We start from the raw sequence: 22,617 nt of genomic DNA, 5'->3' as shown, positions 1-22,617 counted from the left end.
GCCCGCAAGGCTGGTTCCTGCAGGAGCCAGCCTTGCGGGCGAAGAGGCCCGTCAGTTCGCCGCCTTGAACCTCAAGCGCCACGCATGCAGCAGCGGCTCGGTATACCCGCTCGGCTGCTCACGCCCCTTGAACACCAGGTCGCTGGCGGCCTGGAACGCCATCGAGGTGGCGAAGTCCGGCGCCATCGGGCGGTATGCCGCATCCCCGGCATTCTGCCGGTCGACCACCACCGCCATGCGTTCGAGCACCTCGCGTACCTTGGCCTCGCTCACCGTGCCATGCAGCAGCCAGTTGGCAATGTGCTGGCTGGATATACGCAAGGTCGCACGGTCTTCCATCAGGCCGACGTTGTGGATGTCCGGCACCTTGGAGCACCCGACCCCTTGCTCCACCCAGCGCACCACGTAGCCGAGAATGCCCTGGCAGTTGTTCTCCAGCTCCTGCAGTTTTTCTGCATCGCTCCAGTTCGGACGCGGCGACACCGGAATGGTCAGCAGGTCGTTGAGCAGGCTGTCACGCTCGCCGGCCAGGTCGATGCGCTGCAATTCGCTCTGCACCCCCTGCACGTCCACCTGGTGGTAGTGCAGCGCATGCAGCGTGGCGGCCGTGGGCGAGGGCACCCATGCGGTGGTGGCACCGGCCTTGGGGTGGCCGATCTTCTGCACCAGCATGTCGGCCATCAGGTCGGGCATGGCCCACATGCCCTTGCCGATCTGCGCGCGCCCCTTGAGCCCGCAGGCCAGCCCCACCAGCACGTTGTTGCGCTCGTAGGCGGTGATCCACGGCGTGGACTTCATGTCGCCCTTGCGCAGCATCGGGCCGGCTTCCATGGCGCTGTGCATCTCGTCGCCGGTACGGTCGAGAAAGCCCGTGTTGATGAACACCACCCGCTCGTGCGCTGCGCCGATGCACGCCTTGAGGTTCACCGAGGTGCGCCGCTCCTCGTCCATGATGCCCATCTTCAGGGTGTTGCGCGGCAGCGCCAGCAGGTCTTCGACACGCCCGAACAGTTCGGCGGCAAACGCCACTTCGGCAGGGCCGTGCATCTTCGGCTTGACGATGTACACGCTGCCGCTGCGCGAGTTGCCGCGCCGCTGCAGGTCGTGGATGGCGATCAGGCCGGTGAGCACCGCGTCCATGATGCCCTCGGGAATCTCGGCGCCATCGCCATCGAGAATCGCCGGGTTGGTCATCAGGTGGCCGACGTTGCGCACGAACAGCAGCGAACGGCCATGCAGGGTCAGTGTTGCGCCATCGGCTGCGGTGTAGACGCGGTCCGGGTTGAGGCGGCGCACGCGGGTCTTGCCGCCCTTGCTGATCGCTTCGCTCAGGTCGCCTTTCATCAGGCCCAGCAGGTTGCGGTAGATCAGGGTCTTGTCTTCGGCATCCACCGCGGCCACCGAGTCCTCGCAGTCGAGGATGGTGCTCAGGGCGGCTTCGACCAGCACGTCCTTGACCCCGGCCGCATCGGTCTGGCCGATGGCGCTGGTGGGGTCGATCTGGATCTCCAGGTGCAGGCCGTTGTTCTTCAGCAGCACCGCGTTCGGCTGGGCGGCATCGCCCTGGAAACCGACGAACTTGGCGGGGTCTTTGAGTGTGGTGGTCATGCCGCTGATGAGCTCGACGCGCAGTTGCCCGTCCTCGATGCGGTAGGCCTTGGCCTCGGCGTGCGAGCCGCCGGCCAGCGGTGCAGCCTGGTCCAGGGCCTTGCGCGCGAAGGCGATGACCTTCTGGCCACGGCGCGGGTTGTAGCCCTCGCCAGCCTCGGCGCCGTCGGCGTCGCTGATCGCATCGGTGCCATACAGCGCGTCATACAGCGAGCCCCAGCGTGCGTTTGCGGCGTTGAGCGCATAGCGCGCGTTCATCACCGGCACCACCAGCTGCGGGCCGGCCTGTTCGCACAGCTCGCTGTCGACGTTGGAGGTGCTCACCGCCACCTGTTCAGGCACCGGCACCAGGTAGCCGATCTCGCTCAGGAAGGCGCGGTAGGCCGGCATGTCGGCCACCGGGCCCGGGTGGGCGCGGTGCCAGGTGTCCAGCGCGGCCTGCAGGCGGTCGCGTTCGGCGAGCAGGGCGCGGTTCTTCGGCGCCAGGTCGTGCACCAGGGCGTCGAAGCCTTGCCAGAAGTTGGCCTCCGGCACACCGGTGCCGGGCAGGGCCTCGGTTTCGATGAAGTGCTGCAGGGCGCTCGCGACCTGCAGGCGTTGACGCTGAATACGGTCGTTCATGTTCGGTTGCTCCTGATCAGTCTTTAACGGCGGCAACGCCGGCCTTGGCCACCTGGGCGTCCTGTTCGGACTTGACCCCCGACACACCCACCGCGCCGACCACCTGGCCGTCGACGATCACCGGCACGCCGCCTTCGAGCGTGCCGCTGATCACCGGCACCGACAGGAACGCCGTGCGCCCGCCATTGATCATGTCTTCGTACAGCTTGGTTTCACGTCGGCCCAGCGCCGCGCTGCGGGCCTTTTCGGTGGCGATGTAGGCACTCACCGGCGCGCAGCCGTCCAGGCGCTCGAAGCCCAGCGGGTGGCCGCCGTCGTCGACCACGGCAATGCTCACGGCCCACTGGTTGGCCTGGGCCTCGGCACGGGCGGCGGCGAGAATCTGCTGCACGTCGCTCAGGGTCATTACGGGTTTGCTTTGCATGAAATCAGGCTCCTGGGTTGAGGGCTTGGTCAACGAGTTCGATCCAGTGCCGCACGGGGGTTCGCCCGGCACCGTCGAGGTGGGTCTGGCAGCCGATGTTGGCCGTGGCGATCACGTCGGGGTGGCCACTTTCCAGCGCATCGAGCTTGTTGTCGCGCAGTTGCCTGGACAGCACCGGCTGGGTCAGCGAATAGGTGCCGGCCGAACCGCAGCACAGGTGGCTGTCGGGTACCTCGGTAAGGTTGAAGCCCAGGCGTTTGAGTACGGCTTCAACTGCGCCGCCAAGTTTTTGTGCGTGCTGCAGGGTACACGGGCAGTGGAAGGCCAGGGTCTGGTCGCAGCACGCCTCGAAGCGCTCCAGCGGTTCGGCGCGGATCACTTCGACGATGTCCCGCGCCAGGGCGCTGATGCGTTCGGCCTTGGCCGCGTAGGCCGGGTCGTCGCGCAGCAGGTAGGCGTATTCCTTGACGAAGGCGCCGCAGCCGCTGGCGGTCTGCACGATGGCTTCGGCGCCGGCTTCCACGGCTGGCCACCAGGCATCGATGTTGCGCCGCGCACGTTCAAGCCCGGTGTCCTGCGCGTTGAGGTGATAGTCCACCGCGCCGCAGCAGCCGGCCTGGGCAATCGGCGTGATGCTGATGCCCAGGCGGTCGAGCACGCGCGCGGTGGCGGCGTTGGTGTTGGGCGACAGGCTGCGCTGCACGCAGCCTTCGAGCATCAGCACGCGCCGTGCATGGGTGGCCTGGGGGCGTTGCCGGGCCGGTGCCACGCTGCGTGGCAGGTGGGTCCTGAATGCCACGGGCAGCACTGGGCGCAGCAGCTCGCCGGTACTCACCAGCGCCTGGAACAGGGCCGGGCGCGGCACCACGGCGCGCAGGCCGCTGCGCAGCAGGCGGGGCACACGGGCCTCGATGGCGTCGCGACCGATGTCCAGCAGCTTGTGGTACTCCACCCCCGACGGGCAGGTGGTTTCGCAGTTGCGGCAGGTCAGGCAGCGGTCCAGGTGCTGCTGGGTCTTCTCGCTGACGGTGTCCTGCTCGAGGAATTGCTTGATCAGGTAGATGCGTCCGCGCGGGCCGTCCAGCTCGTCGCCCAGTTCCTGGTAGGTGGGGCAGGTGGCATTGCAGAAGCCGCAGTGCACGCAACTGCGCAGGATGCGTTCGGCTTCGTCGGCGTGGGGCAGGCGCTTGGCCGCTTCGCTCAGGTTGGTCTGCATGGTGGCTCCTGGGTCAGACGTCGGCGTACTGGCGGCCGGGGTTGAAGATGCCCTGAGGGTCCAGGTTGCGCTTGAGCGTCTGGTGAAACCGCAGAATCGGTGCGGCCAGCGGCTGGAACGGGCTGTCCACCACGCCCGGGGTGAAGCAGGTAGCGTGCCCGTTGGCGGCGGCGGCGAGCTGGCGGATGCTGTCGGCATCGGCGCTGCTCTTGAGCCAGCGTTGCGCGCCGCCCCAGTCGACGAGTTGCTCGCCCTCGATCGCCAGCGGCGCCGTCAGTGCCGGCACCGACAGGCGCCACAGCGGGCGCGGGTCGTCGAAGAACGCCAGGCGCTGTTCGCGCAGGTCGTCCCAGTAGCTGTCATCCAGCGCATCGCCGCCCAGGCGTTCAGCGGCGGCGCGTACCGAACCCTCGTTGCCTTCCAGGCGCAGGTACAGGGTGCTGCCGTCATGGCTGGCGGCGGTCAGCGGGATCGGCTGCTGGCCCCATTCGCCGAGCTTGTCCAGGGCCATCTGCAGCGGCATGGCCTGACGCAGGCTGACCCGGCAGCGGTACTTGGGCAGCACCTTGAACGAGGCTTCGGTGATCACCCCCAGGCAGCCCAGGCTGCCGGCCAGCAGGCGCGACAGGTCGTAGCCGGCGACGTTCTTCATCACCTCGCCGCCAAAGCGCAGGTGCGTGCCCAGGCCGCTGATCATGCGCGTGCCCAGTACGAAGTCGCGTACCGAACCCGCCCATGGGCGACGCGGGCCCGACAGGCCTGCAGCGAGTATGCCGCCGACCGTGGCGTTGTCGCCAAAGCACGGCACTTCGCAGGCAAGCATCTGCCCGCCACGCTCCAGCGCGGCCTGCAGCTCGCGCAGGGGCGTGCCGGCGCGGGCGGTGATCACCAGTTCGGTGGGGTCGTAGGAGACGATGCCGGTGTGCCCGGCGAGGTCCAGTGGCTGGGCGTCGACGGGGCGCCCGTAGAAGGTCTTGCTGGCACCGCCGCGGATGAACAGCGGGGTGCGCTCGGCGATGGCCTGCTGCACGCGGGCCAGCAGGTCGGCGCTGCGGTCGCTGCCGTGGGCCGGGTCGAACAGTACGGTGCTCATCAGAAGCGCTCCAGGTCCGGGAAGGGCAGTTGGCCGTGGTGCACGTGCATGGCGCCGAATTCGGCGCAGCGGTGCAGGGTGGGGATGTTCTTGCCCGGGTTGAGCAGGCCCAGCGGGTCGAACGCAGCCTTTACCGCATGGAACAGGCTCAGCTCGTCGCTGTTGAACTGGGCGCACATCTGGTTGATCTTCTCGCGGCCCACGCCGTGCTCGCCGGTGATGCTGCCGCCGACCTTCACGCACAGCTCGAGGATCTTGCCGCCGAACGCCTCGGCGCGTTCCAGCTCGCCGGGGGTGTTGGCATCGAACAGGATCAGCGGGTGCATGTTGCCGTCGCCGGCATGGAACACGTTGGCCACGCGCAGGTTGTACTCGGCCGAGAGGTCGGCGATGGCCCCCAGCACGTGGGGCAGTTCGCGCCGGGGTATGGTGCCGTCCATGCAGTAGTAGTCGGGCGACAGCCTGCCCACGGCGGGGAAGGCGTTCTTGCGCCCGGCCCAGAAGCGCACGCGCTCGGCTTCGTCGCGGGCCAGGCGCACTTCGGTGGCACCGGCCTGTTCGAGCAGCACGCGCACGCGCTCGCAGTCGTCGTGCACGTCGGCCTCGACGCCGTCCAGTTCACACAGCAGGATGGCCTCGGCCTCTACCGGGTAACCGGCGTGGATGAAGTCTTCGGCGGCGCGAATCGCCAGGTTGTCCATCATCTCCAGGCCGCCGGGGATGATACCGGCGGCGATGATGTCGCCCACGGCGCGGCCGGCCTTTTCCACCGAATCGAAGGCGGCCAGCAGCACCTTGGCCACCTGCGGCTTGGGCAGCAGCTTGACGGTGACTTCGGTGATGATGCCGAGCATGCCCTCGGAACCTGTGAACAGCGCCAGCAGGTCAAAGCCGGGGGCGTCCAGGGCATCGCTGCCCAGGGTCATGCGTTCGCCCTCGACGCTGAGCATCTCGACCTTGAGCACGTTGTGCACGGTCAGGCCGTACTTGAGGCAGTGCACGCCGCCGGCGTTCTCGGCGACGTTGCCGCCGATCGAGCAGGCGATCTGCGAGGAGGGGTCGGGTGCGTAGTACAGCCCATGCGGCGCGGCAGCCTGGGAAATCGCCAGGTTGCGTACGCCGGGCTGCACGCGGGCAAAGCGCCCGGCCGGGTCGATTTCAAGAATCTTGTTGAAGCGCGCCATTACCAGCAGCACGCCCTTTTCCAGCGGCAGCGCGCCGCCGGACAAACCGGTGCCGGCGCCACGTGCCACCACCGGCACCTTGCGCTCGTGGCACAGGCGCAACACGCTCTGCACCTCTTCCAGATGGCGCGGCAGCACCACCAGCATCGGCGTGGTGCGGTAGGCCGAGAGGCCGTCGCACTCGTAGGGCTTGAGGTCTTCGGCGGCGTGCAGGATATCCAGGTCGGGCAGGCGGCTCTGCAGGGTGTGCAGGAACTCGGCCCGGTCGACGCTGTGCAGCGCACCATCGACGCGTTCGTCGTAGAGAATGTTCATGGGCAGGCTAACGACCCTTGTCTTGTTGTTATGGAAGCTCGATGGAACACGGCTCACTTGCATCATTGGCCGGCGACGGCTTAGTGTCTATCGCTCAAATCACTGGTCGAACCAGTTTGTTGCTGCGGTTTTTCCGGCTTTTTCATAAATATTCAATAAATACAGTTAGTTATGTATTGATCTGGCAAGGGTCCTAAAGCCCATGGTGTCTGGTCATACCAGTTGGAGGGACGATGGGCGAAGCGCTTTCAATGCAGGTGGCAGACGTGGTGTGCGAGCGCATCGAGCGGCTGATCGTCGATGGCGTGCTCAAGGTCGGCCAGGCGCTGCCGTCGGAGCGGCGCCTGACCGAAAAGCTCGGCGTGTCGCGCACGGCCCTGCGCGAAGGGCTCAAGCTGCTGCGCGCCAAAGGCATCATCGAGACTGCGCATGGCAAGGGTTCATATGTCGCGCAGTTGTCGGGGCAGGGCAGCACCTCGGCATTGATGCACCTGTTCAGTTCGCAGCCGCGCACCCTGTACGACCTGTTCGAGGTGCGCAGCCTGCTGGAAGGGGAGTCGGCACGCCTGGCGGCGCTGCGCGGCACCGAGGCGGACTTCGTGCTCATACGGCGCAGCTACGAGGCGTTGCTGGCGGCCCATGAGCAGCCACTGACGGCCTCGGAGCATGCGCACCTGGACCATGCGTTTCACCTGGCGATCTGCGAGGCCTCGCACAACCCGGTGCTGGTGCAGACGCTGCGCTCGCTGACCGACCTGCTGTTGAACTCGGTGTTCGCCTCGGTGAACAACCTGTACCACCGCGATGAGCAGAAGCGCCAGATCGACCGCCAGCATGCGCGGCTGTACAACGCCGTGACCGGGCGAATGCCGGAACAGGCGCGCAAGGCGGCGATTGCGCATATCCAGGGCATCTGCGCGAACCTCAAGGAGATCGAAGAGGAGGAGCAGCGGCTGGTGCGCGCGACGTTGCGGCTGGAGGGGTGGGTTTGAGGGCGTGTGGGCCGGGGTAGGCGCGCCGTGCGGCGGAGCTCTGCGACATCTGCCCGCTGGTCGCAGCAAAAAATGCGAACGATTGCAGTCAAACCCACTCACACCTTGAGGGCACGACCCCACGCCCCCCGTCGAAGGAGCAAGCGTATGACCCAGCGAGGCCAGGACACCATCGAATGGCTGCAAGGCCAGTCCATGCTGCAAGCCGCCCGCGACCGCGCCCGGCTGTATGCAGGGCAGGCGCGCATGTGGCTGCACCCTTACGCCGAGGCCCGCGCCCGCGACGCCAGTGCCATCGCCTCGGTGTGGCTGACGGTGTACCCGGCCTCGATCATCGTCGAGGAGGGCGGTTCGGTGTTGCAGGCGCTGGCCCATGAGCAGCTGTGGCAGGCGCTGTCGGAGCTGGGCATCCAGGGCGTGCACACCGGGCCGTTGAAGCGCTCGGGCGGCATCACCCAGCGCGAGTTCACCCCCAGCGTGGACGGCAACTTCGACCGCATCAGCTTCGACATCGACCCGCGCTACGGCAGCGAGGCCGAGCTGGTGCACCTGAGCAAGGTGGCCTCGGCGCACAACGCGGTGACCATCGACGACTCGATCCCGGCGCACACCGGCAAGGGCGCCGATTTTCGCCTGGCCGAGATGGCCTACGGCGACTATCCCGGGCTGTACCACATGATCGAGATCCGCGAAGCCGACTGGGGCCTGCTGCCCGAGGTGCCGGCCGGGCGCGATGCGGCCAACCTCACGCCGGCCATGTGCGACGAGCTCAAGGCTCGCCACTACATCGTTGGCCAGTTGCAGCGGGTGATCTTCTTCGAGCCCGGCATCAAGGAAACCGACTGGAGCGCCACGCCGCCGGTACTCGGGGTCGACGGCAAGCTGCGACGCTGGGTGTACCTGCACTACTTCAAGGAGGGCCAGCCATCGCTGAACTGGCTGGACCCAAGCTTTGCCGCGCAGCAGCTGATCATCGGCGACGCCCTGCACGCCATCGACGTGCTCGGCGCCCGTGGCCTGCGTCTGGATGCCAATGGCTTTCTCGGCGTGGAGCGGCGCGCCGAAGGGCCGGCCTGGTCGGAGAGCCACCCGCTGTCGGTCACCGGCAACCAGTTGCTGGGCGGCATGATCCGCAAGGCCGGTGGTTTCAGCTTCCAGGAACTGAACCTGACCCTGGACGACATCGCCAACATGTCCCACGGCGGCGCCGACCTGTCCTACGACTTCGTCACGCGCCCGGCCTACCAGCACGCGCTGCTGACCGGCGACACCGAGTTCCTGCGCCTGATGCTGCACCAGATGCATGCGTTCAAGATCGACCCCGCCTCGTTGATCCATGCCCTGCAGAACCACGATGAACTGACCCTGGAGCTGGTGCACTTCTGGACCCTGCACGCCACCGACAGCTACCTGTACAAGGGCCAGACCTTCCCCGGCAACATCCTGCGCGAGCATATCCGCAGCGAGATGTACGAGGGCCTGGCGGGCGAGCACGCGCCGTACAACCTCAAGTTCGTGACCAATGGCGTGTCGTGCACCACGGTCAGCATCATCACTGCCGCGCTGGGCATTCGCGACCTGGGCAGCATCGACGCCGAGCAGCTGGCGCTGATCCAGAAGGTGCACCTGCTGCTGGCCATGTACAACGCCATGCAGCCGGGGGTGTTTGCGCTGTCGGGCTGGGACCTGGTCGGCGCCTTGCCGCTGGAGCCCGAGCAGGTTGAGGGGCTGATGGGTGACGGCGACACCCGCTGGATTCATCGCGGCGCCTATGACCTGGCCGACCTGGACGTGGAGGCGCAGCTCTCGGCCGAAGGCCTGCCGCGTGCGCGTTCGCTGTATGGCAGCCTGGCCAGCCAGTTGCAGCAGCCCGACAGTTTTGCCAGCAGCCTGAAACGCATGCTCGCTGTGCGCCAGGCCTATGCGATTGCGGCGAGCCGGCAAATCCTGATCCCCGAGGTGGCCAACCCGGCCTTGCTGCTGATGGTGCACGAGCTGCCGGCAGGCAAGGGCATCCAGATCACCGCACTCAACTTCGGTGCCGAGCCACTGAGCGAAACCCTGCATCTGCCGGATGTAAGCCCCGGCGCGGTGGTGGACATGATCAACGAACGGCTGGAGGGCGAGCTGAGCGAAGCGGGGGAGATGACCATCAATCTGGATGGCTATGAGGGCCTTTCGCTGCGCATCGTGAGCAGTGTGGCGACGCTGTAGGCGTTTGCATGCGGTAACGTTTTTACAGGCCCGGGGTTTCGTGTCTGACGGTTCCCCGGCCCCTTCGCTGGCAAGGCCAGCTCCTGCAAGGGGCCGCCACCGTCACCGCACTGCTGCCTGCCCCGTGACACACCCCGCCCACCTGATGGAAAATGCCCGACGCCTCTCCCCACCAAAAGGCTTCTGCATGGACAAGCTGGACCGGGCAATACTCGACCTTCTGCAAACCGACTGCACCCGCGCGGTGGGCGATATCGCCGAGCAGATCGGCCTGGGCACCACCGCCTGCTGGCGGCGCATCCAGAAGCTCGAAGAGGCCGGCATCATCCGCGGCCGCGTGGCCCTGCTCGACGGCAAGAAGCTCAATGTCGGCGTGGTGGTGTTCGTCTCGATCAAGACCACCCAGCACAACGCCGACTGGCTGGCCGGCTTTCATGCCGCCGTGGCCGGTATCGACGAAGTGCTGGAGGTGTACCGCATGGCCGGCGACACCGACTACCTGCTGCGCGTGGTGGTGCCGGACGTGGCCGCCTACGACGCGGTGTACAAGCAGTTGATCCGCATTCCGGGCCTGTCCGACATCAGCTCCAGCTTCTCCATGGAGCAGATCAAGTACTCCACCCGCCTGCCGCTGCGCTATGCGCCCTGAGCCGATCACGCTGCACCAGGCCGGCGCCGACGACAGGCAGGCTGCCGTAGCATTCGTGATGCAGGCCCGCGCCGCGCTGTTCCCCAAGCTCGCCGCCACCGGGATGCCGGCAGACCTGCAGCAGTTCGAACAGGTCTACCTGCACGGCGCGGGGCGTTTCCTGCTGGCCCGCTGCAATGGCCAGATCGTCGCGGCCATCGGCTACCTGCCTTACGACCACCGCTTCCGCCAGCTCGACTACCGTGGACAGAAGGTGGTGGAAGTGGTGCGCCTGTTCGTGTTGCCGGCCTATCGCCGCAGCGGGCTGGCCGGCGAGTTGTACCGCGCGTTGCGTGAGCTGGCGCTGCAGGACCAGGTGCAGGTGCTGTACCTGCACACCCATCCGTTTCTGCCAGGCGCCATTGGTTTCTGGCAAAAACATGGCTTCGAGATCATCGATGTGGAAGCCGACCCGGTGTGGCAGACCACCCACATGCAATGTCGCCTGCCCGCCGGCTGAACCTCAGAAGCGCCCGTTGAGCGGGTATTCCACCGCCAAACGGATCTGGTCGGCATCCAGCTCGGCCTGGGCAGTGTTGCCCCGGTGCACGTTGTGCCGCAGCGACACGGTGGTGCCCTTGGCCACGCCGCCCTGCACCACGTAGCGCGCCTCCAGGTCGCGCTCCCAGTGCTTGCCGCCTTCGCCGTAGCCCAGGTACGCATAGCCGCCACGCGGGTCGACGTGGCTGCCATCGATGCGGCTGCCGCGCACATACGCCGCACTCAGCACCAGCCCGGGCAGGCCCCACGGGGTCATCGCCAGGTCGTAGCGGGCCTGCCACGACTGCTCGTTGGGGGCGTTGAAGTCCGACAATTGCACGGCGTTGCTGATGAAGATCGCGCCACGGGTCACATAGTCGAACGGCGTGTCGCCATCGACCTTCTGGTAGCCCAGGCTGAAGCTGTGCGGGCCCTGGGCGTAGGTCGAGAGCAGGCTCCAGGTGGTGTTGTCGATCTGCCCGGACAACGCCTTGCCGGTGTCGGTGGTGCGGTACAGGTTGAGGTTGAAGGTGAGCGAGCGGTTGGCGTCCAGTGCATGGCTGAAGGTGCCGCCCAGGTAGTGCTGGTTCCAGGTATTTTCGTAGCGCGAGGTGTACAGGCTGGCGCTGAGGCTCGGGCTTGCACTGTAGACCACCCCGGCCAGGTCGAAGGCATCGCCCTTTGCTGCGTTGGAGTAGTTCACCACGAACCCCTGGTCATGGCTGCTGGCGTTGCGGTCGGTGCTCTCGGTGAAGTGCCCGCCTACCAGTTTCACCCCATCGAATTCGGTGCTGGTGACCAGCACCCCGGTGGCAGTTTCGGGCAGCAGGCGGCTGTCGGACGAGCTGAACACCGGGGTCTTGACCCGCTGTTCGCCATACGACAGCACGGTGGAGGAGGCCCGAAGCTTGACCGCCGCGCCGCCGCGGCTGAACTCGTTCTTGGGGTGACCGTGGTTGTCCAGCCCCAGCAGGCGCGCCTTGCCGGCGCGTCCGCCGCCGCTGTCCAGTTGCACGCCAAGGTAGGCATGGGCATCCACGCCCACGCCGATCAGGCCCTGGGTGAAGCCCGACTGCAACGTGCCCATCAGGCCATAGGCCCATTCCTCGGCATAACCGTTGCGCTCGGCACGGGGCTTGTAGGCATTGCGTGCGCCGCTGTTGCGCGCGCCGTGGCGGTATTCGCGGTTGTCGTACACGCTGCGGTTGAGCAGGCTCCAGGTGCTGTCTTCGATAAGGCCGTTGGCCTGCTCCTGAGCCGATTCGGCCAGCACCAGGGGCGCCGGCCCGGCCAATGCCAGCAGCAGGGCCGAACGGGTGCGCAGTGCGATCATTGTGCGGCCTCGCGTTGCAGCAGGGCGGCAAGACGATCTGCTGCACGCCTGGGCAAGGTGCTCGGCAGGCTTGGTGGCGTGGCGGCGGGCTCACCGACCTGGATCAGCATCACCATGCCCATCGACAGGTGCGGGATGCACTGGATGCCGTACAGGCCCGGCACGTTGAAGGTCTGCTCGATTTGCTGGTTGATCCTGCCCTTGAACGCCTCGGCGCCTTCGGGCAGCAGGCCGGGCAGCGAGGCGGCATTGTGCCCGCTCTGGGTGGCGATGAACTTCACCGAATCGCCGGGGGCGATGCGCAGGTAGTCCGGCTCGTACACCATGCTGCCGGTCGCACCACGGTTGAGCATTTTCACTTCGTGCACCTCGGCCGATACCGAAGGGGCGAGCAGGGCGCTGGCGAGCAGCAGGGGCAAGGCGGCAAGGCGCATGGGCGGGCTATCCATTTCAGGTCAAGGGGAACGAACGCGCAGGATCTGCGCGCCGTCGAAGGGGTCGGTCAGGTAGTGCGCCTGCACCCCGAAGGTGGCCTGCAGGCGTTGCGGGGTCAGCACCTGCAACGGCGGGCCGACATCCACCAGGCGGCCGCGCTCGAGCACGGCCAGGCGATCGCAGGTGAGGGCCTGGTTGAGGTCGTGCAGGGCGATCAGGGTGGTCACCGGCAGCGCCTGAACCAGGCGCAGAATGCCCAGCTGGTGCTGGATGTCGAGGTGGTTGGTCGGCTCGTCGAGCAACAGCAGTTGCGGGCGTTGCGCCAGGGCCCGGGCGATGTGCACGCGCTGGCGCTCGCCACCGGAGAGGCTGCGCCAGCTGCGTGTTGCCAGGTGGGTGGCATCCACGTCGGCCAGGGCCTGCTGCACGATGGCGTGATCGTCTGCCGACCAGGGGCGCAACGCCGACAACCACGGCGTGCGGCCCAGGGCCACGGCATCGAACACGTTGATCGCATCGCTGGTGTCGGCCTGTTGCTCGACCACTGCCAACCGCCGCGCCACCTCGCGGCGTGGCAGCTGCCTGAGCGCGTTGCTGCCCAGCTGCACCTCGCCGCAGGTGGGCGTGCGCAGCCCGGCCAGCAGCTTGAGCAGGGTGGACTTGCCCGAGCCGTTGGGGCCGACGATACCCAGGGTCTCGCCACGGCGCACCTCAAGGTCGACCGCGTCCAGCAGCACGGCATCGCGCACCTTCAAACCCAGGCCGGTGCAGCGCAGTGCAGCTTCATCCAGCGGGTGGGTGACAGCGTTCATCGGGCGCTCCTGCGGCCAATCAGTATCAATGCGAACACCGGTGCGCCGACCAGCGCCGTGATCACCCCCACCGGAATCACCTGGCCCTTGATCAGGGTGCGCGAGAGCACGTCGGCGGCAATCAGGAACAGCGCGCCACCCAGCGCGCTGGCCGGCAGCAGGCGCGCATGGGGGGTACCGAACAGCAGCCGCATCGCATGCGGAATCACCAGCCCGACAAAGCCGATGGCGCCCACGATCGACACCATCACTGCCGTCACCAGCGCCGCGCAGCTGATCAGCAGCACCTGCACGCGGCGTACCGGGATGCCCAGCGAGGCGGCCGAGTCGCTGCCGAAGGTGAAGGCGTCCAGCGCCCTCCGATGCCACACGCACACCGCAAGGCCGGCCAGCGCCACCGGCACTGCCAGCCACACCGATGGCCAGCGCACGCCACTGAGGTTGCCCAGCAGCCAGAACAGGATGCCGCGCGCCTGCTCGGCACTGGCCGACCGAGTGATCAGAAAGGCGGTGAGCGCGTTGAACAGCTGCGAGCCGGCGATCCCGGCGAGGATGATCTGCCCCGTGCTGTTGGACGGCCCGCTGGCACGGGCCAGCAGCGCCACCAGCGCGAAGGCCGCGATGGCCCCGACGAAGGCGCCCAGCGACAGCGTGATCGCCCCCGCGCCCAGCCCCAGCAGCGCCACCAGCACCGCGCCGGTGGAGGCGCCGGCCGAGATGCCGAGCAGGTACGGGTCGGCCAGCGGGTTGCGCAGCAGCGACTGCAGTACCACCCCGCAGGTGGCCAGCCCCGCGCCGCAGGCGGCGGCCACCAGCGCACGTGTCAGGCGGTAGTTCCACACGATGCCTTCATCGATCGGGTCCAGCAGGTGCCCGGCGGCCCACAGCTTGTTGGCCAGCACCTGCAGCACCACCGAGGGGGCGATCGGCGTTTCGCCAATCGCCACCCCTGCCAGTATCGCCAGCAGCAGGGCCAGGCACGCGAGCAGGCCGCGCACAACGCTGCCTGTCATGGCGCCAGGTCGAAGCCGTTGATGGCCGAGGCCAGGGTCTCCATGCCGCTGAACAGGCGCGTGCTGGCCTGCATGGCGTGCGCATCGAGAATCACGATGCGGTTGTGTCTGACCGCGTCCATGTTGCGCGTGACCGGGTCGCTGCGCAGGAATTCGAGTTTCTTCTGGTAGTCATCGGCCGGGAAGCGACGACGGTCCATGCGCGCGATCACCAGGAAGGTGGGGTTGGCCTTGGCGATGGTTTCCCAGCCCACGGTCGGCCATTCCTCATCGGACTGCACCACGTTGCGCACGCCCAGGGTCTGCAGCATGTAGTCGGGGATACCCTTGCGCCCGGCCACGTACGGGTCGATGTCCAGGTCTGCGCTGGAGAACCAGAACAGGGCGCTGGTGTCCTTCAGATCCTTGCCCTTCACGGTGGCGGCAGCCTTGGCCAGGCGTGCCTTGAGCTCGCTGTTCAACCGCTCGCCACGCGCCTGCACGTCGAAGATCTCGGCCAGCTGGCTGATGCTGTTGTAGATGCTGTCGATGCGAAACGGCTCCAGGCGGGTGCCGTCGGCGCCGACCAGGTTGTCCTTGCCCTCGCAGTCGGACGGCATCAGGTAGGTGGGGATGTTCAGCTCATGGAACTGCTCGCGGGTGCCGACCACGCCCTGCGGGCCGACCATCCACTCCAGCTGCACCGCCACCAGTTGCGGGCGCTTGCCGATCACCGCCTCGAAGCTGGGGTCGTTGTCGGCCAGGCGCTCGACCTTGTCGTTCTGCACCTTGTACTGCGCCAGCACATCGTTGAACCACAGCGAGGTGCCGACCAGCCTGTCGCCCAGGCCCAGTGCGTAGAACATCTCGGTGCCGGCCTGGCCGATGGTCACGGCGCTGTCGGGCGCGTGCTGGAAGGTCAGCGGCATGCCGCAGTTCTGCAGCGTGAGCGGGTAGTGGGTCGGGGCGGCCTGGGCCAGGGTCGACAGACCCAGGACCGCGAGCAGGGTGACAAGGCGGGGCAACTGCATGATGCGATCTCCATTCGAACCGTACACGGGCAGGGGTGTACAACCTGGAAACACATCGACAGGCGCTGCCGCGAGGGCAGGGCAAGGCCGTTCGGCGCGCGGGGCGCTCGCGGCACAGATGTACTCCCCGGACACCCCGCCGGTTAGTGATTGTTGCTGTGCCGGCAGGTCTCCTGACTGGTGCGTCGTCACCTGGCTCCGGCCTTCCCGGGGGTCACCCAGTGGCATTTCAGGAGCAGGCTCGGCACTTACAGTTGCGGGGGCAGTTCCGTTTGACGCCATGCAGTGGCGTCTCGGATTCCCTATTGATTCCGTGTGGAAACCGGCGGGCGGCATGGTAGTCGATCACGCCGCCCGCAGGGAAACAAAACCCCGCCAGCCTCAGAGGTACTTGAGCCAGGCAATGTCGCGACGGCGGGCCTTGAACGCGGCAAACCAGCGCACCGGCGGGAACAGCGCCACGGCCAGCAGCACGGCGGTCAGCCACACCGCCCAGATACCATCGAAGCCGAAGTAATTGCCCTGGTTCAGGCCCAGCAGTGCAACGCAGGCCAGGTACGCCACTTTCAGCACATACAGGTGCAGCAGGTAGAAGAACATCGGTGCGGCGCCGAACACCGCCAGGGTGCTGATCCACCGGCGCTGCCCGGCGCGCTCCAGGCCCAGCAGCAACAGCAGGCCAGCCCCCAGGGTCAGGGCCAGGAACAGCAGCGAGGGCGGGTACTTGGTGATGTTGAAGAAGCTCATCAGGGTGTGCGCGGTATCGGCCTGAACCGTCCATGGCGCCTCGCCGTAGCCGTTGAGCAGGCGCAGGGCGACAAAGCCGATCAGGGTTGCCAGGCCTGCCAGCAGCAGACGGCGCTGGCGCGTGGCGGCCGGCATCGAGTGGGCGAACCAGGGGCCCAGGCCGTAGCCCAGCGCGATCACGCCGACCCACGGCAGCACCGGGTACGAGGTACGCAGGCACAGGCTGTCGGAGAACTCGAGCCAGCCGCGGTCATGCAGGATCGCCCACGGCACGTGCAGCGCAGAGCCCTGCGCAAAGTGCAGGCCGTCGAGCAGGTTGTGACCGGCCACGATCGCGGCGCCCAGCACCAGCAACAGCGGGCGCGGCAACCACACCAGGGCCGCCAGGGCGATCATGCTGATGCCGATGGCCCAGATCACCTGCAGGTAGATCACGCTGGGTGGCAGCTGGAAGGTCCAGGCGATGTTCACCAAGGTGAACTCCAGCACCACCAGAAACAGCCCGCGCTTGAACAGAAAGGCCGACACATCGCCCCGGCCCTGGTGCTTCTGGCCATACAGCCAGGCCGACAGACCGGTCAGCAGCACGAACACCGGGGCGCACAGGTGGGCCAGCGTACGGCTGACGAACAGCGCAGGTTCGGTGCTGTCGATGGCCATCGGATCGCTGACCTGGCGGTGCAGGAAGAAGGTTTCGCGCACGTGGTCCAGCAGCATGAACAGGATCACCAGGCCCCTGAGGGCATCGATGGACAGCAGGCGTTGGCTTGGTTTGCTGGCGGCGGGGAGGGCAGTAGCGCTAGTCATGGAAAGGTCGCAGGCAGAGGGGGCGAATTGAATGGTTACTGTATAACATTTCTATTTGCTCGGTAAATCTTCCTTACAATCTTGACTGCCATGCTGCGACATCAGACCGCACCCATCTGGCGCTGCGCGCTGGAACCCGTCGACCCTGCGTGACAAAATGCCGCCTCGCAAAACCCTTGCACAAGGCTCCCGCTCTCGGGGCCGGCACCTTCCCAAAAGGATGGTTACATGAACGATTTACTGACCCGGCGCACGGTGATCGCCGGGCTCGGCCTGCTCGGCCTCGGTGCCCTGGCAGGTTGCAACAACTCCGGCGCGCTGGACTTCAAATACGGCAAGGACCTGAGCAACAAGATCCTCGGCCGCACCTTCAAGCTCAAGGACCCGCAAGGCAACGTGATGACCCTGTCGAGCTTCCAGGGCTCGATGCCGATGGTGTTCTTCGGCTTCACCCAATGCCCGGCGGTGTGCCCCACCACCCTGGCCCGCGCGGTGCAGATCAAGAAGCTGATGGGCCGCGACGCCGACTTCCTGCAGGTGGTGTTCATCAGCCTGGACCCCGAACGCGACACCCCCGAAGTGCTGGACGCCTACGTCAAGGCCTTCGATCCCTCGTTCGTGGCGCTGTCCGGTACCCTGGAAGAGACGGCCGCAGTGGCCAAGGAATTCGGCGTGTTCTACGAGAAGGTGCCGGCCGGCGACACCTATACCATTTCCCACAGCTCGACCAGCTACGTGTTCGACTCGCGTGGCGTGCTGCGCCTTGGCCTCTCGCACTCCCTCAATGCCAGGGAATGCACCGAAGACCTGCTTACCGTAATGGAGGTTTGTTAATGCGTTCTCCCGTGAAACACGCGCTTGGCGCGATGGCGTTGCTGTCCCTGTTCGGTGCGGCGCTGCCCGCCGTTGCCCAGACCACCGTGGGCGAGCCCTGGGTGCGCGCCAGCGTGCCGCAGCAGCAGTCGACCGGTGCGTTCATGACCCTCACTGCCAGCACCGACAGCAAGCTGGTGGGTGTCGAGTCGCCGGTGGCCAAGACCGTGCAGGTGCACCAGATGCAGATGCACAACGACGTGATGAGCATGAGTGAAGTCAAGGCGCTGGACCTGCCCGCCGGCAAGCCGGTGGTGCTCGACACCAATGGCTACCACGTGATGCTGATGGGCCTGGTCAAGCAGGTGAAGGAAGGCGACACGGTGCCGTTGACCCTGATCGTCGAAGACGCCAAGGGCCAGAAGGAGTCGATCAAGGTCGACGCCCCGGTGCGTTCGCTGACCGCCACCGACGGTCACGGCGAGCACTCGATGCACGACCACAGCCACATGTAAGTACCCGCCGCGCCGGCCCTTGCGCCGGCGCAATCCGTTCCTGCCGGGTGGTTCGCCACCCAACGGGTTCAACTGGCCTGCGCCAGATAGTCCCGCAGCCGATCCTGCAGATACCACACACCTTCAGCGTGTTTCAGGTAATCGCTGATCGGCATCATCTGCCAGTACTGGCCTTCGTCGCCAAATTCGATGGCATCGATTTCCCCCTGCGTGATGTGCCCCACCAGAAACCAGGACTCCCAGCCAGGTCTGGCCAGGCTGGGGTAGTTGCGGCGCCATTCGATGCGTTCGGGGGGCAGGCGCAGGGCGAACTCTTCGTCCAGCTCGCGCAGCGCGCATTCCACCGGGGTCTCATCACCTTCGCGCCCCCCGCCGGCAAAGTCCCAGCAGCCGGGGAAGGGGATGGTGCTTTTCACGTCGCGCCTGTAGGTGAGCAGGTGGTCGTGGAACAGCAGGGCGAGTTTGGCACCGCAGAAGGGTTTGAGGGGCATGGATACTGGCCTCTGGCAGGACGGGGCGTTAGGCACCGGGCCGATATTTATACGACGGTTCTGCAGGTTGCGCGGCGTTTTTTGTGGTGTGGGCTGCCGGGCAGCTGCTGGTCACACAGGCATGCGCCGCCGACGGGTATAACTGAACCCGGGAATAAGGATATGCTGTTTCGAAATATTACAAATTGGTGAGGGCAGAATGCCGTTAAAGGACCTGTTGCTGGCGCTGGTGGTGATCGTCGCCTGGGGCCTGAATTTCGTGGTGATCAAGGTCGGCCTCGACGGCCTGCCGCCCATGCTGCTGGGTGGCCTGCGCTTCGTGCTGGTGCTGTTTCCGGCGATCTTCTTCATCAAGCGCCCGCAACTGCCGTGGCGCTGGTTGCTGGCCTACGGCACCACCATCTCGCTGGGCCAGTTCGCCTTTCTGTTCGAGGCCATGGGCAACGGCATGCCGCCGGGCCTGGCGTCGCTGGTGCTGCAGTCGCAGGCCTTCTTCACGCTGTTCTTTGCCGCGATGTTTCTCGGTGAGCGGCTGCGCGCCGCCAGCCTGCTGGGGCTGCTGGTGGCCGCCGGGGGCCTGGCGCTGATCGGCAGCGAGAACGGCAGCCACGTGCCATTTTTGGCGCTGTTACTGACCCTGTGCGCCGCCGCATGCTGGGCCATGGGCAACATCATCACGCGCCGCTTCGGCAACATCGACCTGGTGGCGCTGGTGATCTGGGGCGCGCTGATTCCGCCGTTGCCATTCTTCGCCCTGTCGTGGTGGCTCGAAGGGCCGGCGCTGATCGAAAGCTCGCTGCGCGGCATCGGCCTGAACTCGATCCTGGCCCTGGCGTACCTGGCCTTCATCGCCACCATGCTCGGCTACAGCCTGTGGAGCGGCCTGCTGTCGCGCTACCCGGCGGGCAAGGTCGCACCGTTTTCGCTGCTGGTGCCAGTGGTGGGGCTGAGCTCCTCGGCGTTGCTGCTGGGTGAGCGCCTGAGTACCCTGCAATGCTGGGGTGGGGTGCTGGTGATGGTGGGGTTGCTGATCAACGTGTTCGGCTCGCGCCTGCGTCAACGTCTGCGGGCCGCGCTGAGCTGAGGCCCCAGGGCGGCGGTGGAACGATCCGCCGCGCACGCCGCTCCAATTCCAGACCCTCGCCGACCAAGGTCCGACCATGAATTCACCTCGATCCACCACGCCCCATGCCGGCCCGGCCGGCATGGTCAAGGTGCGCGGCGCGCGCGAACACAACCTGAAGAACGTGGATGTGGACATCCCCCGCGATGCGCTGGTGGTGTTCACCGGCGTGTCCGGCTCGGGCAAGTCGTCGCTGGCGTTCTCGACCCTGTATGCCGAGGCCCAGCGCCGCTATTTCGAGTCGGTGGCGCCCTATGCGCGACGCCTGATCGACCAGGTCGGGGTGCCGGATGTGGACGCCATCGAAGGCCTGCCGCCGGCGGTGGCCCTGCAACAGCAGCGCGGCACCCCCAGCGCGCGCTCCTCGGTGGGCAGCGTGACCACGCTGTCGAGCCTGATCCGCATGCTCTATTCGCGCGCCGGCAGTTACCCGGACGGCCAGCCGATGCTGTATGCCGAGGACTTCTCGCCCAATACGCCCCAGGGCGCATGCCCCGAGTGCCACGGCCTGGGCCGGGTCTACGAGGTGGACGAGGCCTCGATGGTGCCCGACCCGTCGCTGACCATCCGCGAGCGTGCGGTGGCCTCGTGGCCGCTGGCGTGGCAGGGCCAGAACCAGCGCGACATCCTCGTGACCCTGGGCTATGACGTCGACATTCCGTGGCGCGACCTGCCCCAGGAGCAGCGCGACTGGATCCTGTTCACCGAAGAGACCCCCACCGTGCCGGTGTATGCCGGCATGACCCCGGCCCAGACCCGCGACGCCCTCAAGCGCAAGCTCGAACCCAGCTATCAAGGCACCTTCAGCGGCGCGCGGCGCTATGTGCTGCACACCTTCACCCATTCGCAGAGCGCGCTGATGCGCAAGCGCGTCAGCCAGTTCATGCGGGCCAGCGCCTGCCCGTTGTGCGCGGGCAAGCGGCTCAAGCGCGAGGCCCTGACCGTGACCTTCGCCGGGCTGGACATTGCCGAGCTGGCGCAGTTGCCCTTGCTGCAGCTGGCCGAGGTGCTCAAGCCGGTGGCCAGCGCCACCTATGTCGAGCATGGCGACGAGCAGGGTGCGGTGCTGACCCACGCGCAAACCCGTGACGCCCGCCAGCAGCGCGCGGCCAGGGGCGACAACGCCCATGCCGGCGGCGCGGACGTGCGCCACACGCCCAACCTCTCGCTGGAAAAACGCCTGGCCGCGCAGCGCATCGCCCAGGACCTGCTCGAACGGGTGGCCACCCTGATCGACCTGGGCCTGGGTTACCTGGCCCTGGAGCGCAGCACGCCGACCCTGTCCTCGGGCGAGCTGCAGCGCCTGCGCCTGGCCACCCAGCTCAACTCGCAGCTGTTCGGGGTGATCTATGTACTGGACGAACCCTCGGCCGGCCTGCACCCGGCCGATGGCGAGGCGCTGTACGAGGCCCTGCTGCGCCTCAAGGCCGCGGGCAATTCGGTGTTCGTGGTCGAGCACGACCTGGACACCATGCGCCGCGCCGACTGGCTGGTGGACGTGGGCCCGGCGGCGGGCGAGCAGGGCGGCCAGGTGCTGTACAGCGGGCCCCCGGCCGGGTTGGCCGAGGTCGAGGCCTCGCAGACCCGCAACTACCTGTTCGGCGCCCAGGCCGCCGTGCCGCGCACCCCGCGTGAACCCGGCGGCTGGCTGCGCCTGGAGGGCGTGACGCGCAACAACCTGCACAACCTCGATGCGGCCTTCCCCCTTGGGTGCTTCACGGCCGTCACCGGGATTTCCGGCTCGGGCAAGTCCAGCCTGGTCAGCCAGGCCCTGCTGGAGCTGGTGGGCGCGCACCTGGGCCAGGCCACTGCGCCCAGCGAGCCCCAGGAGCAGGGCCTGGAGGATGACGTGGCGCAGGGCAGCGGCGGCCAGGTCACGGCGGGCCTGGAGCACATCCGCCGGCTGGTGCAGGTGGACCAGAAGCCCATCGGCCGTACCCCACGCTCGAACCTTGCGACCTACACCGGCCTGTTCGACCACGTGCGCAAACTGTTCGCCGCCACCGATGCGGCCCGCGAGCAGGGCTTCGACGCCGGGCGCTTCTCGTTCAACGTGGCCAAGGGCCGTTGCGACACCTGCGAAGGCGAAGGTTTTGTCAGCGTCGAGCTGCTGTTCATGCCCAGCGTCTACGCACCATGCCCCACCTGCCATGGCGCCCGCTACAACCCGCAGACCCTGGCAGTCACCTGGCAGGGCCTGAACATCGCCCAGGTGCTGCAACTGACGGTGACCCAGGCACTGGCGGTGTTCGAGCAGCAGCCGGCGGTGCAGCGTGCCCTGGCGGTGCTGCACGAAATCGGGCTGGGCTACCTGCGCCTGGGCCAGCCGGCCACCGAGCTGTCGGGCGGTGAGGCGCAGCGCATCAAGCTGGCCACCGAACTGCAGCGCATGGCCCGCGGGGCCACCCTGTATGTGCTCGACGAACCCACCAACGGCCTGCATCCGCAGGATATCGACCGGCTGATGCTGCAGCTGGGGCGCCTGGTGGATGCCGGGCATACGGTGATCGTGGTGGAGCACGACATGCGCGTGGTGGCCCAGAGCGACTGGGTGATCGACATCGGCCCGGGGGCGGGGGACCAGGGCGGCACGCTGGTGGCCTGTGGCACGCCGCAGCAGGTGGCGGCCAGTGCCCACAGCCGTACCGCGCCGTTTCTGGCCCGGGCCCTGGGCTGAGGCGGC

Annotated in this window: 19 protein-coding genes, 1 pseudogene and 1 riboswitch; of the genes and pseudogenes, 8 read left to right on the top strand and 12 right to left on the bottom strand. The window is 67.1% G+C overall.

All coding sequences use genetic code 11. The features are described 5' to 3' along the window. Positions 1 to 51: 51 nt before the first annotated feature. From KH389_RS16990 to glcD, 5 genes are read right to left on the bottom strand one after another with little or no spacing between them, the layout of a single operon-like run. On the bottom strand, positions 52 to 2,229 hold the full coding sequence (locus tag KH389_RS16990) for a malate synthase G (protein WP_116054914.1): 2,178 nt from the start codon (positions 2,227 to 2,229) through the stop codon (positions 52 to 54). 16 nt (positions 2,230 to 2,245) lie between these two features. Next, positions 2,246 to 2,653: a heme-binding protein gene (locus KH389_RS16985; protein ID WP_043861167.1), complete on the bottom strand. Its 408-nt coding sequence runs from the start codon at positions 2,651 to 2,653 to the stop codon at positions 2,246 to 2,248. 4 nt (positions 2,654 to 2,657) lie between these two features. After that, on the bottom strand, positions 2,658 to 3,869 hold the full coding sequence (glcF, locus tag KH389_RS16980; protein ID WP_213605849.1) for a glycolate oxidase subunit GlcF: 1,212 nt from the start codon (positions 3,867 to 3,869) through the stop codon (positions 2,658 to 2,660). 13 nt (positions 3,870 to 3,882) lie between these two features. Then, positions 3,883 to 4,962, bottom strand: coding sequence for a glycolate oxidase subunit GlcE (gene glcE, locus KH389_RS16975; RefSeq protein WP_213605848.1), 1,080 nt, complete (start codon positions 4,960 to 4,962; stop codon positions 3,883 to 3,885). Next, a complete protein-coding gene (glcD, locus tag KH389_RS16970) occupies positions 4,962 to 6,461 on the bottom strand; it encodes a glycolate oxidase subunit GlcD (RefSeq protein ID WP_043861170.1) in 1,500 nt (499 codons plus the stop codon). Before glcD ends, glcE begins: the two co-directional genes overlap by 1 nt. Positions 6,462 to 6,694: 233 nt before the next feature. Here glcD and glcC point away from each other — a divergent pair, with 233 nt between their 5' ends. The 4 genes from glcC to KH389_RS16950 all read left to right on the top strand — a co-directional run bounded on the left by glcC (position 6,695) and on the right by KH389_RS16950 (position 10,815). Beyond that, on the top strand, positions 6,695 to 7,453 hold the full coding sequence (gene glcC, locus KH389_RS16965; protein ID WP_213605847.1) for a transcriptional regulator GlcC: 759 nt from the start codon (positions 6,695 to 6,697) through the stop codon (positions 7,451 to 7,453). A 147-nt stretch (positions 7,454 to 7,600) separates the two neighbouring features. Then, the gene (gene treS, locus KH389_RS16960) at positions 7,601 to 9,667 is read left to right on the top strand and encodes a maltose alpha-D-glucosyltransferase (protein ID WP_058541267.1); all 2,067 of its coding nucleotides are present in this window, start codon (positions 7,601 to 7,603) and stop codon (positions 9,665 to 9,667) included. 187 nt (positions 9,668 to 9,854) lie between these two features. Then, complete coding sequence (locus KH389_RS16955) at positions 9,855 to 10,316, top strand: Lrp/AsnC family transcriptional regulator (RefSeq protein WP_043861187.1); 462 nt, start codon at positions 9,855 to 9,857, stop codon at positions 10,314 to 10,316. Further along, positions 10,306 to 10,815, top strand: coding sequence for a GNAT family N-acetyltransferase (locus tag KH389_RS16950; protein WP_043861188.1), 510 nt, complete (start codon positions 10,306 to 10,308; stop codon positions 10,813 to 10,815). The genes KH389_RS16955 and KH389_RS16950 overlap by 11 nt, the downstream gene beginning before the upstream one ends. 3 nt (positions 10,816 to 10,818) lie before the next feature. Here KH389_RS16950 and KH389_RS16945 read toward each other — a convergent pair whose 3' ends face one another. From KH389_RS16945 to KH389_RS16920, 6 genes and pseudogenes are all read right to left on the bottom strand, one after another. After that, the gene (locus tag KH389_RS16945) at positions 10,819 to 12,168 is read right to left on the bottom strand and encodes an OprD family porin (RefSeq protein ID WP_213605846.1); all 1,350 of its coding nucleotides are present in this window, start codon (positions 12,166 to 12,168) and stop codon (positions 10,819 to 10,821) included. Beyond that, positions 12,165 to 12,602: a pseudoazurin gene (locus KH389_RS16940; protein WP_058541265.1), complete on the bottom strand. Its 438-nt coding sequence runs from the start codon at positions 12,600 to 12,602 to the stop codon at positions 12,165 to 12,167. The genes KH389_RS16945 and KH389_RS16940 overlap by 4 nt, the downstream gene beginning before the upstream one ends. Before the next feature lie 273 nt (positions 12,603 to 12,875). Continuing rightward, positions 12,876 to 13,415 (bottom strand): annotated as a pseudogene (locus tag KH389_RS16935) (ABC transporter ATP-binding protein); the annotation flags it as partial. After that, entirely contained in the window at positions 13,412 to 14,428 is a 1,017-nt protein-coding gene (locus tag KH389_RS16930; protein ID WP_043861192.1) for a FecCD family ABC transporter permease, read from the bottom strand. The gene KH389_RS16930 and the pseudogene KH389_RS16935, both read right to left, overlap by 4 nt. After that, a complete protein-coding gene (locus KH389_RS16925) occupies positions 14,425 to 15,438 on the bottom strand; it encodes an ABC transporter substrate-binding protein (protein ID WP_213605845.1) in 1,014 nt (337 codons plus the stop codon). Before KH389_RS16925 ends, KH389_RS16930 begins: the two co-directional genes overlap by 4 nt. A 146-nt stretch (positions 15,439 to 15,584) precedes the next feature. Next, positions 15,585 to 15,779: riboswitch (cobalamin riboswitch) on the bottom strand. A 40-nt stretch (positions 15,780 to 15,819) separates the two neighbouring features. Further along, complete coding sequence (locus KH389_RS16920) at positions 15,820 to 16,992, bottom strand: acetyltransferase domain-containing protein (RefSeq protein WP_213605844.1); 1,173 nt, start codon at positions 16,990 to 16,992, stop codon at positions 15,820 to 15,822. A gap of 228 nt (positions 16,993 to 17,220) precedes the next feature. On the opposite strand from KH389_RS16920, the gene KH389_RS16915 reads away from it, so the two are divergent. Both KH389_RS16915 and KH389_RS16910 read left to right on the top strand, forming a co-directional pair. Then, positions 17,221 to 17,826, top strand: coding sequence for an SCO family protein (locus KH389_RS16915; protein ID WP_054915148.1), 606 nt, complete (start codon positions 17,221 to 17,223; stop codon positions 17,824 to 17,826). Further along, positions 17,826 to 18,320, top strand: a complete 495-nt coding sequence (locus tag KH389_RS16910; RefSeq protein WP_043861196.1) for a copper chaperone PCu(A)C — start codon at positions 17,826 to 17,828, stop codon at positions 18,318 to 18,320. The genes KH389_RS16915 and KH389_RS16910 overlap by 1 nt, the downstream gene beginning before the upstream one ends. Before the next feature lie 68 nt (positions 18,321 to 18,388). Here KH389_RS16910 and KH389_RS16905 read toward each other — a convergent pair whose 3' ends face one another. Continuing rightward, entirely contained in the window at positions 18,389 to 18,811 is a 423-nt protein-coding gene (locus KH389_RS16905) for an NUDIX hydrolase (RefSeq protein ID WP_104572655.1), read from the bottom strand. A 199-nt stretch (positions 18,812 to 19,010) separates the two neighbouring features. On the opposite strand from KH389_RS16905, the gene KH389_RS16900 reads away from it, so the two are divergent. Together KH389_RS16900 and KH389_RS16895 are read left to right on the top strand one after the other, a co-directional pair. After that, positions 19,011 to 19,895: an EamA family transporter gene (locus KH389_RS16900; protein WP_100633335.1), complete on the top strand. Its 885-nt coding sequence runs from the start codon at positions 19,011 to 19,013 to the stop codon at positions 19,893 to 19,895. Between the two features lie 76 nt (positions 19,896 to 19,971). Next, a complete protein-coding gene (locus KH389_RS16895; RefSeq protein ID WP_213605843.1) occupies positions 19,972 to 22,611 on the top strand; it encodes an excinuclease ABC subunit UvrA in 2,640 nt (879 codons plus the stop codon). Positions 22,612 to 22,617: the final 6 nt, after the last annotated feature.

The organism is Pseudomonas qingdaonensis, assembly GCF_018398475.1.
Lineage (GTDB): Bacteria > Pseudomonadota > Gammaproteobacteria > Pseudomonadales > Pseudomonadaceae > Aquipseudomonas > Aquipseudomonas palmensis.
Note: the sequence above shows the minus strand (reverse complement) of the source record. Positions and strands in the feature narration are given on the sequence as shown.

What these genes read in the sequence shown, in the direction of transcription:
- KH389_RS16990 (WP_116054914.1), bottom strand. Translation starts at nt 2,229, where the DNA reads ATGAACGACCGTATTCAGCGTCAACGCCTGCAGGTCGCGAGCGCCCTG.
- KH389_RS16985 (WP_043861167.1), bottom strand. Translation starts at nt 2,653, where the DNA reads ATGCAAAGCAAACCCGTAATGACCCTGAGCGACGTGCAGCAGATTCTC.
- glcF (WP_213605849.1), bottom strand. Translation starts at nt 3,869, where the DNA reads ATGCAGACCAACCTGAGCGAAGCGGCCAAGCGCCTGCCCCACGCCGAC.
- glcE (WP_213605848.1), bottom strand. Translation starts at nt 4,962, where the DNA reads ATGAGCACCGTACTGTTCGACCCGGCCCACGGCAGCGACCGCAGCGCC.
- glcD (WP_043861170.1), bottom strand. Translation starts at nt 6,461, where the DNA reads ATGAACATTCTCTACGACGAACGCGTCGATGGTGCGCTGCACAGCGTC.
- glcC (WP_213605847.1), top strand. Translation starts at nt 6,695, where the DNA reads ATGGGCGAAGCGCTTTCAATGCAGGTGGCAGACGTGGTGTGCGAGCGC.
- treS (WP_058541267.1), top strand. Translation starts at nt 7,601, where the DNA reads ATGACCCAGCGAGGCCAGGACACCATCGAATGGCTGCAAGGCCAGTCC.
- KH389_RS16955 (WP_043861187.1), top strand. Translation starts at nt 9,855, where the DNA reads ATGGACAAGCTGGACCGGGCAATACTCGACCTTCTGCAAACCGACTGC.
- KH389_RS16950 (WP_043861188.1), top strand. Translation starts at nt 10,306, where the DNA reads ATGCGCCCTGAGCCGATCACGCTGCACCAGGCCGGCGCCGACGACAGG.
- KH389_RS16945 (WP_213605846.1), bottom strand. Translation starts at nt 12,168, where the DNA reads ATGATCGCACTGCGCACCCGTTCGGCCCTGCTGCTGGCATTGGCCGGG.
- KH389_RS16940 (WP_058541265.1), bottom strand. Translation starts at nt 12,602, where the DNA reads ATGCGCCTTGCCGCCTTGCCCCTGCTGCTCGCCAGCGCCCTGCTCGCC.
- KH389_RS16930 (WP_043861192.1), bottom strand. Translation starts at nt 14,428, where the DNA reads ATGACAGGCAGCGTTGTGCGCGGCCTGCTCGCGTGCCTGGCCCTGCTG.
- KH389_RS16925 (WP_213605845.1), bottom strand. Translation starts at nt 15,438, where the DNA reads ATGCAGTTGCCCCGCCTTGTCACCCTGCTCGCGGTCCTGGGTCTGTCG.
- KH389_RS16920 (WP_213605844.1), bottom strand. Translation starts at nt 16,992, where the DNA reads ATGACTAGCGCTACTGCCCTCCCCGCCGCCAGCAAACCAAGCCAACGC.
- KH389_RS16915 (WP_054915148.1), top strand. Translation starts at nt 17,221, where the DNA reads ATGAACGATTTACTGACCCGGCGCACGGTGATCGCCGGGCTCGGCCTG.
- KH389_RS16910 (WP_043861196.1), top strand. Translation starts at nt 17,826, where the DNA reads ATGCGTTCTCCCGTGAAACACGCGCTTGGCGCGATGGCGTTGCTGTCC.
- KH389_RS16905 (WP_104572655.1), bottom strand. Translation starts at nt 18,811, where the DNA reads ATGCCCCTCAAACCCTTCTGCGGTGCCAAACTCGCCCTGCTGTTCCAC.
- KH389_RS16900 (WP_100633335.1), top strand. Translation starts at nt 19,011, where the DNA reads ATGCCGTTAAAGGACCTGTTGCTGGCGCTGGTGGTGATCGTCGCCTGG.
- KH389_RS16895 (WP_213605843.1), top strand. Translation starts at nt 19,972, where the DNA reads ATGAATTCACCTCGATCCACCACGCCCCATGCCGGCCCGGCCGGCATG.